Annotated in this window: 7 protein-coding genes and 1 pseudogene; 5 read left to right on the top strand and 3 right to left on the bottom strand. The window is 45.6% G+C overall.

Annotated elements, in window-relative coordinates; genetic code table 11:
• From ETR37_RS02515 to ETR37_RS02505, 3 genes and pseudogenes are all read right to left on the bottom strand, one after another.
• Positions 1-473, bottom strand: a 473-nt coding sequence (locus ETR37_RS02515) for an ExeA family protein (RefSeq protein ID WP_164977975.1), incomplete at its 3' end; no start/stop codon positions are given.
• The gene (locus ETR37_RS02510) at positions 466-1,719 is read right to left on the bottom strand and encodes an IS481 family transposase (protein WP_129446855.1); all 1,254 of its coding nucleotides are present in this window, start codon (positions 1,717-1,719) and stop codon (positions 466-468) included. The genes ETR37_RS02510 and ETR37_RS02515, both read right to left, overlap by 8 nt.
• A 261-nt stretch (positions 1,720-1,980) precedes the next feature.
• Positions 1,981-3,342: pseudogene (locus tag ETR37_RS02505) on the bottom strand (IS4 family transposase).
• Between the two features lie 271 nt (positions 3,343-3,613).
• On the opposite strand from ETR37_RS02505, the gene ETR37_RS02500 reads away from it, so the two are divergent.
• The 5 genes from ETR37_RS02500 to ETR37_RS02480 all read left to right on the top strand — a co-directional run.
• Positions 3,614-4,621, top strand: a complete 1,008-nt coding sequence (locus ETR37_RS02500) for a substrate-binding domain-containing protein (protein ID WP_129446854.1) — start codon at positions 3,614-3,616, stop codon at positions 4,619-4,621.
• A gap of 33 nt (positions 4,622-4,654) precedes the next feature.
• Complete coding sequence (locus ETR37_RS02495; RefSeq protein ID WP_129446853.1) at positions 4,655-6,430, top strand: cache domain-containing sensor histidine kinase; 1,776 nt, start codon at positions 4,655-4,657, stop codon at positions 6,428-6,430.
• A 153-nt stretch (positions 6,431-6,583) separates the two neighbouring features.
• Positions 6,584-7,792 (top strand): response regulator transcription factor, encoded by a 1,209-nt coding sequence (locus ETR37_RS02490; RefSeq protein WP_129446852.1) that lies wholly within the window; start codon positions 6,584-6,586, stop codon positions 7,790-7,792.
• Positions 7,793-7,970: 178 nt separating this feature from the next.
• Positions 7,971-9,050 carry a multiple monosaccharide ABC transporter substrate-binding protein gene (chvE, locus tag ETR37_RS02485; RefSeq protein ID WP_013145161.1) on the top strand — a complete coding sequence of 360 codons (1,080 nt, stop codon included), beginning with the start codon at positions 7,971-7,973 and terminating at the stop codon, positions 9,048-9,050.
• A gap of 71 nt (positions 9,051-9,121) precedes the next feature.
• Positions 9,122-9,477 (top strand): ATP-binding cassette domain-containing protein (locus ETR37_RS02480; RefSeq protein ID WP_129446851.1); only part of this gene is annotated, 356 nt, incomplete at its 3' end.

Genomic DNA, 9,477 nt, shown 5'->3' with positions numbered 1-9,477 from the left:
AAGACAAATGGGTTGGTCGAATCCATCTCAAAGTTGAACAAGATCGCGATGTCCTGTAAAAATGCATCCTTCGCTAAATGCATCTCATCCAAAATGAACACCGGCGTGATCCGCCGTTCATGATACAATCGCTCGATCGCCTGCTGGATTTGGCGGAAGAGGTCTACCTTGCGGTACTTCGGTTCCTCTCCTAATCCCAAGGCCAAACCACGGTAAAAATCCATCACGCCTCCGGTGGATAACGGAAAGTAGACGACATGATACAATGATGGATTCAATGATTCTTTCAGCGCCCGAAGGGCGAACGTCTTGCCCGCCCCCGGCTCTCCGATCAACAGCCCGATCCCCCGGGTTCGTTTCACGTACTCCAGCGCCCGCAACGCTTCCTGAAACGGCGCCCCTTGATACGCCTCGGACGGGTCTGTTTCTTTCGCAAACGGCTCCCGCGAAAGGGAGTAAAACGATTTATACACCGTGTTCTCCCTCCTTCGCCGGAATCGCCGCAAACGGGGACCGATGGCGTTTTACATAGGCGTTGTCCTCCAAACGAACCCGAACGGCCTCCGCCACCTTCCTTCCATCTTCGTACACATAGACGCCCCGTTCGTCATAGCGGAGTTCAATCGATTGCCCAATGAACCGGGGCGGCACTTCATACAGCTGCTTGTTCAAGGTGATCGTTCCATCGGCTTTGACCTTGCGGTGCTCCCGCTTCAGAAAAATCGCATCCAGCCAATCGCTATCTTCGATGAACGACACGAGATGCACTTGCGATTGAAACACCTCATGCGGCGTTTTTCCGTCCAGCGAGGCGTGCGGTTTTCGATGATACTCCTCTTCAAGCCACCTCCAAAAGCGCTCGTTCAGCTCTTCGAGCGACTTCGGGGGATCCAACTCCAGCAGCGGATAAAACCGCGTCTGTACGGTGCGGAAGAACCGTTCGATTTTTCCCTTGCTTTGCGGGTCATACGGCTGGGTGTGGATGAGCGTAATTCCCATCTCGGCGCACGCATACTGCAGCACCTCGGACCGATAAATTTTCCCGTTGTCCGAGTAAATGCGCTTCGGCTTCCCGCAACGAAGCACCGCTTCCTTCGTGACGATCCGCAGCCCGTCAAACTTCTCCGAAGGGAAAAACTGCGCGTACGGCACAAACCGCGAGCAGTCATCGATATAGGCGATCAAAAACGTTTTCTGGGCTTTCCCATTGACTCGAATCGTGGGTCCATGGGATAAGTTCCCTTGCCAAAGCTCATTGATCTGGTCATACGCAAAGCGCTTTCGCTCCGGCATGGGCAAGATTTCTTTCCCGACAAGGTTGTGTTTTTTCAACAATCGGTATATAGTAAAGTAAGAGGTATGATTTTCTGGGATTTCCCCCTGCTCGATCAGGTGTTCGTAGAACACCGTCACGGGCATGGTGGGATGTTCTTTTCTTAGGGCTAAAATATGATCCTCATCATCGGGCGACAGACGCCTTGAGTGGCCGCGGTCCGAACGGCGCTTCGGCTTTAAGGCGTCAAAGCCCCCTTTTTTGTATCGGGTGCACCAATCGAGGATCGTCTTGGCTGCGATTCGTTTGTCGCCCTGGTGGGGAACATGGTGCACTCGCTCTCTCACCTCTTTCAGATACGTCTTCGGTTCCACCTGCCCATTCACCAACGGAGCGATTAGCCCGTACCGAAACAGGGCAATGTCGTGTCTCATCGACTCATCCATTCGAATCTCCTCCTTGTCTCACTTGGAATCAGGACCGTTCCGGTCCGTCTGCCCTTATCGTACCGGATCGCTTTTTCTCCGTCGATAGGAAAGGTTTGTGGGAACCTCCATAGCCATCAAGTGAAGCCTTGGAGCTACTCGCTCCAAGGCTTCACTTTTCATCTTTGGAGGCTGTGACCGTGAGAATATATAAAAGATAGGCATGCCAAATACACCTTCCCTATAGAAGGTTTTTTTCATGGTATATGAGGCGGGAATTTCTTATGACACCGGCATGATGACCAAACTCTCGATAATGTCTAAAGCGCTCTTTTTTGTATAACGCCTTGATTTTTTTCCGTGTTGAGCGATGATGTCACACAGTTTTAAAAGGAGTTGGACAACTAACGACTCAGAACACCATAAGGCTTGAAAGAAATCCATACCGAACTCCTTGATCATACTCATCGCCTTATATTCGCTCAATTCCTTTTTCTGTTTTCGATAGAGCCATTCCCGCATTTTAAACATGACAGTGGAGCTGATCAATAAGGCAATCAACGTTCCATACAGGTGGCACTGAAAGCGAGCCCCTTTCATCGGTTTGAATCAATGAATGTGAAACAGGGATTTCCATGTCTTAAATACCAATTCAATTTGCCAGCGAAGAGAATACAGTGTATGAATGTCGTGCAAAGAGGTATCAATCGCTGGAATATTGGTGATATATACAATATATTGAGTGGGGGCGTCGCGTCACGTACGCGGCCCCTTTTCGTTTCGCCTTCTGTTTCCATTGTCCTTCCTTCTGTCGCTCCTGTTCTTCGGTCAGCCGATACACAATGAGCCGCGGTTGATGAACGTTCTTTCCACTGACATACGCATGTTCCAGTTCCATGGTTTCTCCGGGTTGCAGCACCGCAAGGAAATCCTCTGGTTTCCATTTTCGAAATCGGTCCCCTTCTTTTTGGTCAATCCCTACATTGTGTTTGAGCCGTGAAATAGAAAAGGCTCCGGCGTCATGAATGGCTTGCAATCCCTCAAGCGAAAAATAGCCTAAGTCTTTCAAACAAAGGTCTCCCTCTTGGATGGTCGATAGAAGGGACGCTCCGTAGGCGGCGTCGTGATGACGGGCATCTTCGACATCCGCATGGAGAAACTTCCCTTCTAGCCATTCATATTCTAGCTGAATTTTCACCCCAGGCCCCGTACATCCCTCGTAAATCCCCCGGATTTCAGGAGGAAGTTGAAACGACGTGGAATCGAGAATGCGAATCCGGCGAAACAGCGAATGTCTTTGACATAAGTGACGGGCTTCCTGAGTCTGATGAATGAGCAGTTTTTCAAACACCGCTTTGAGGAAACTCACCGCTTTTTCATGAAACCGTTGATGGAGCCCTTCCGCACTCAGAGAGGTGTTTTGCTTGAGAGCTAGAGCACTGCAAAGCTGCACCAATGATTTTTGACCGCCTCCTTCCTGGAGAAATGTGCAAAGTGCCACAAAATCATGGGCGCGTAATTTCCCCTTTCGTTGAATAAATTGATGATCTCGGGCCATATGTTCAAGTTCTTCGCACGATAACACGCTTCTTAATCCGTCTAAAAAAACATGCCATTCTTCTTGGAAGATAAGGACGTCTTCAAAAAAACCACCCTTTCTAAGACATTATGAGGTCTTCAAAAGGATGGTCAAATCAGGCATATATTTATTCCTGTTTTCTTAACTTGATGGCTATGGGGCCCCCCCCATTTTTATGTATAATCTAACTCTCAATTGATGGATGTCAAATTGATTTGAATGACTAGTGTAAATCGTGGTAAATTGTTGTATATCAATTTTATTGATACGTACAATTACAGCGATTAAGATATCATTTGTATAAAAAATAGAACGCCAAAGGCGAGGGGATAAGCAATGAAAATAAGAACTTTAATTGCAATGTATGCATGTTTGTTATCCATCTTTATCGCGTATGCCTACTATTATCAACAAGATATATCCCGCATTCGTTCTCTTCAGGATGAGATTTCTTCTCTCCACGGCAAGCCTGATGAAAAATATGTCATGGTCACCTTCCAATCAGGCATGGATTATTGGAAACGGTGCCTCAAAGGGTTTGAAGATGCGGCGGAATCATTAAATGTTTCTGTCGAATATCGTGGAGCAACTCAATATGACGTCAATGAACAAGTGACGGTGCTCGAACAAGTGATTGCAAGGAAACCCGCAGGGATCGCTATTTCGGCCATTAATCCGACTACTCTGACGAAGACCATCAATAAAGCGGTGGAGGAAGGGATTCCGGTTGTATTATTTGACTCGAACGCTTCCGGAAGCAAGGCGTTTTCATTTCTAGGGACGAACAATTATAGCGCTGGGGTAACGGCAGCTCACGAAATGGCCAAATTGTTGAAAAGTGAAGGGAAAGTGGCGGTCATTACCTCCCCTCATCAGCTCAATCACCAAGAGAGAACGAGAGGATTTGTCGAAACAATTTACCAAAAGTATCCTCGCATGCAAGTCGTGGCTGTAAAAAATGGAAAAGGTGATGCTTTGGCTTCTAAACAAGCGGCGATGGAGGTCTTAAATGATTATCCAGATGTGCGAGGCATTTTTGCTACGGAAGCAAATGGGGGAGTTGGCATGGCGGAAGCGGTGGCAGAGTTGAATAAGAAATATGTCAAACTAATTAGTTTTGATACGGAAAAACAAACGTTGGATTTGGTGAAGGAGGGGGCCATTGCCGCGACGTTGGCGCAAGGGACATGGAATATGGGATATTGGTCATTGCAATTTTTATTTCATCTCCATCATCATCTTACATCTCCATCACGCTCAGGGGATGCGCTCTTGCCTGCGTATGTCGATACAGGCATTACGGTTGTTACACGGGATAATGTCGACCATTTTTATGCCAAATGACTACGAAGAAATGAGTGATCAACGTTGTCAAGGATGAAACATTGGCGGATCAGCCATTGGCCGATACGATACAAATTTGTTTCGTTGTTGCTGGCTTCGATGATTGTACCCGCGCTCGGTTTAGGGAGTTTGGTAGGGTGGGCAGTTGACCGAATTGTTGAGCGTCAAGTCAATGAAAATACATTGCAATTGATCGGTCAAGTCAACCAGACATTGGAGTTTTATGCCAATAACATGCAAAATGTAACGTATTTGATTGCTTTTAATCCACAGGTAAGGTCGTTTTTGAATCGTGCAACGCCTCGCGATGATTATGAGATGCGTCAATTTTTGCAAGGCATTACTACGTTGTATCCTGAAATTGCAGGAATTTTAGTTGTGAATGAATATGGCGATTATATCAGCAACGAAATGTATACTCGTTCTTCTGAGCCGTTGACAGAGGAAACTTGGTATCGTGAGGCGGTGAAAAATAAAGGGATTTTCACCATGATCGGACATCCTGTCGGGCGGCATGTGATTTCTCATGCCCATTATACAAGCGAAGAAGTTGTATCCGCGGTGCGAGCTATTGTGGACCCTGAGACGCAAAAGGTAAGAGGAGTTGTTCTGATTGATTTAAAATTACGGGTCATTGCGGAAACGGTGAAAAACATCCATCTGGGGAAATGGGGATATTTGATGGTTGTAGATGAAAAAGGGAAAAGCATCTATACGCCGAGCCGCTCGGTGCTGACCGCTGTTCCATTGCATCGGATCAAAGGGGACAGCGGTACATTTTCTCAAAACATCCATGGACAACACGTTCAGTTTATTTATCAGCGCTCCCCCTTTACCCACTGGACAACGATCGGAGTGTTTCCTAGCGATGAATCAGCGTTAGAGGTGAAGGAAACCCATTTTTATATTATCAGCTTTATTTTTTTCGTTTGCTTTATCGCGATTGGTGCCTCTTACTATTTTTCTTTTTCCTTATCGCGGCCGATCAGCCGATTAACGATGTTGATGAAAAAAGCACAAGCTGGTGATTTGACGGTCCGTTATGATGAGGAGCGGATGGATGAAATCGGAATACTGGGGCGAAGCTTTAACCATATGTTAGATCAAATTCAGCGTTTTATTGCTCTGGCTGAATGGCAGGAGCGGCAGCGATGGGAGGCGGAACTGAGGGAATTGCAAGCGCAGATTAAGCCGCACTTCTTGTACAATACGTTGGACACAATCCAATGGATGGCGCGTAAAAAGGGGGCGGATGATGTGGCCGAAGTGGTAGGGGCGCTGGCCAAGCTGTTTCGCATCGGGTTGAGCAAGGGAAAGGAGATGATTTTGTTGGCTGAGGAGATTGAACATGTGAAAAGTTATTTGCACATCCAAGAAGTTCGTTATAAAGATAAGTTGCATTACACCTTTGACATACCAGAAGATTTGCAGAAATTCTATGTGTTAAAGTTGCTGTTGCAACCGATTGTCGAGAATGCCCTTTATCATGGCATCAAACAGCGGAGAGGACCAGGACATATTTGGATTCAAGCGCGAGAACATGAAGGAGTGATGTATATTTGTGTGAAAGACGATGGCGTCGGAATGACGACAGAGCAGTTGAAAGATTTACGGGAAAGTTTGGATATTGACTTTACATCAGGAGATCAAGAAGGCAGAATGAAAAAAGTAAAAGGATATGGAATGGTCAATGTTCAAGCTCGGTTGCAGCTGACTTTTGGTCCGTCTTACCGGCTTCATATCGATAGCGAGGAAGGGCAAGGAACGGTCGTGACCATTGTGCATCCGATTATTCCTTATCTTCCTTAAAAGATGGTGATGTGGCAAAAAGGTAAAGATGTACAGCGAAGTTTTTATATTTTTATATCCGTAAAATGATGACAGAATGTTTGCTTTCCTTGTGCTTTTCTATAGACTGAGCGTGTTTGTTGCTTGTTACAGCCTTCTGAGGAGGGGATGATGGTGTGGAAGGTGCTGATTGCAGATGACGAAGCGATCATTCGTGAAGGGATTCGGGAGTCGATCGATTGGAATGAATTTAACATGGAAGTTGTTGCAGAAGCAGAAGATGGGGAAGAGGCGTTGGAATTAGCTTTACGGCATCGAGTGGATGTATTGTTTGTCGATTTAAGCATGCCGATTATGGACGGGCTTACGCTGATGAAATATGCGCGGGAGAAGTTGCCAAATTGCCATATGATTGTGATTACTGGCTATGATGAGTTTTCGTATGCACAGGAGGCAATTCGCCTTCAAGTGGATGATTATTTATTAAAGCCAACCGATCCGCAACGATTGCGCGAAGTAGTCGCAAAAGTGAAAGAGAAGCTCGAACAGGAGCAAAAGGAAAAACAATATAGGGAATTGTTAACGAACCAAGTACAAAAGCATATTCACGTGCTTCGCCAGCAATTCGGGATGGAATGGGTGGCAGGGCGACTGACGGAGGAGGATATCATGGGACAACTGTCATTGCTCGGACTTTCACGGTCTTGTCCTGCGCAAGTCGTGGTGATTCAATGGTTTTCATTTAAAAATCAACCCATTGTGAGCGATCGGGATCGGCAGTTGCTTTTATTTGCCATTGAAAAGGCCGTCTCTGAATTATTGGGGGATGGTGAAAAAATTGTTTTTCGTGATTCAAACGAGTTTATTGTTGTGATCAGCTGGAAACCGATCAGTGAAGAACAGTGTAGGCAGATGGAAACGGCACTGAAACAACATTTGCACATTAGAGCCAGTGTATATATAGAAACGGTGGAAGGAGGAGTGGTCGGGGTGGCGACGGCATATGAAAAATGCAAAGAGCAAATGGTGGAAGAAAGCCGCCTTTCTCCGATTGTCCGTCGCGCTAGGCAGTATATACAGAAGCATTTTAGCCAATCGGATTTGACGCTTGAGTCCGTTGCTGAGTTTCTCAATGTCTCTCCGGTTTATTTAAGTCGAATGATCAAGCAAGAGCTCGGTATTTCGTTCATCCATTTGTTGACGAAAATCCGGATGGAGAAGGCGGCGGAATTGCTTTTGTCTACCGAACTGCCGATCCATGAAATTGCGGAACGTGTCGGTTATGATACGCAACATTATTTCAGCACCGCTTTTAAAAAAGCGATGGGTGTATCACCGAATCAATATCGAAGAACGCGCATGATCAGTGAATATACAGATTGAGAGCAAGCATTTACAGAACGGTCTTTTTTGGTAAAGATCGTTCTGTTTTTTTGAAAACGCTTCAACAAAGTTAAATTTTTATAAAAACGGTTAATGGATTGAAAAGACGAACAATTCGTTCGATGATATAGTAAAGCTAGAAATTAAATATACGTACAAATTTAAAGGGGGAACGAAAATGAAAAGGCTTTTATATGTGCTGACATTATTGGTATTTGTATTATCTTTGTCTGCTTGTGGGGGACTTGGAGCAAGCGGCGGAAAAGATGCAGGGTTTGTTGGCATTTCCATGCCGACGAAATCATCCGAGCGCTGGATCCATGACGGGCAAAATATGGTGAAAGAGTTCAAAAAACTCGGTTATAAAACGGATTTGCAATATGCTGAGGACGTAGTCGAAAACCAGGTATCGCAAATTGAAAACATGATCACCAAAGGGGTTAACGTGCTAGTGATTGCCCCGATTGACGCGGAAGCGTTGACGGACGTGTTGGAAAAAGCGCATAAACAAGGGATTAAGATCATTTCGTACGACCGTTTGATTAAAAACAGCAAGTATGTCGACTATTATGCAACGTTTGATAACTTTAAAGTTGGTGTGCTGCAAGGGCAGTACATTGAACAGAAGCTCGGATTGAAAGAAGGAAAAGGACCGTTCAACATTGAGTTGTTTGCCGGTTCTCCAGATGACAATAACGCCTATTTCTTCTTTGATGGAGCGATGTCCGTATTAAAGCCGTACATCGATTCCGGAAAATTAGTAGTGAGAAGCGGCCAAACGAAGTTTGACCAAGTAGCGACATTGCGCTGGGATGGAGCGACGGCTCAAGCGCGCATGGACAACTTGTTGAGTGCGCATTATACAAACGCACGTGTTGATGCGGTTTTGTCCCCGTATGATGGCATTAGCATTGGCATCATTTCTTCCTTAAAAGGGGTCGGTTACGGAACTCCGAGCAAGCCGATGCCGGTGATTACTGGGCAAGATGCGGAATTGGCTTCGGTGAAATCGATTATCGCAGGGGAACAAACGCAAACAGTATTTAAAGACACAAGGGAATTGGCGAAAAAAGCGGTTGAGATGGCGGATGCGGTGTTGAAAGGGAAAAAGCCGGAAGTGAACGATACGAAAACATATAATAACGGGGTCAAAGTTGTCCCAGCGTACTTGTTGGAACCGGTTTCGGTTGATAAATCCAATTATGAAAAAGTGTTGATTGACAGCGGTTATTATAAAAAAGAAGATTTAGAAAAATAGGCTCGAGGGAAGGACACGGATATAAGGGAAACCCCTTATATCCGTACTCTCGTCCAAGGAGGCGGAAAGTGATGTCTGAATTCATTTTAGAGATGAGGGGGATTACGAAACAGTTCCCGGGAGTCAAAGCACTCGATAATGTCAATTTTAAGGTGCGTGAAGGCGAAATTCATGCACTTTGCGGGGAAAACGGGGCGGGAAAGTCAACGTTGATGAAAGTATTAAGCGGTGTTTATCCATATGGGACGTATGATGGGGAAATTGTATTTAAGGGTGAAGTATGCAGGTTTAAGGACATTAAACAGAGCGAACAATTAGGGATTGTCATCATCCACCAAGAGTTGGCCTTGATTCCCTATCTATCCATTGCCGAAAATATTTTTTTACTCACATTTCGCACCCTCCCAACGAAAATCGGGAGGATTTT

It is taken from the genome of Geobacillus sp. PK12 (assembly GCF_004123125.1).
GTDB classification, from domain to species: domain Bacteria; phylum Bacillota; class Bacilli; order Bacillales; family Anoxybacillaceae; genus Geobacillus; species Geobacillus zalihae.
The sequence above is the reverse complement of the archived record's forward strand: the minus strand, read 5'-3'. Positions and strand labels throughout refer to the sequence as shown.

Coding starts and splice junctions, on each gene's coding strand:
- ETR37_RS02510 (WP_129446855.1), bottom strand. CDS start 1,719: ATGGATGAGTCGATGAGACACGACATTGCCCTGTTTCGGTACGGGCTA.
- ETR37_RS02500 (WP_129446854.1), top strand. CDS start 3,614: ATGAAAATAAGAACTTTAATTGCAATGTATGCATGTTTGTTATCCATC.
- ETR37_RS02495 (WP_129446853.1), top strand. CDS start 4,655: ATGAAACATTGGCGGATCAGCCATTGGCCGATACGATACAAATTTGTT.
- chvE (WP_013145161.1), top strand. CDS start 7,971: ATGAAAAGGCTTTTATATGTGCTGACATTATTGGTATTTGTATTATCT.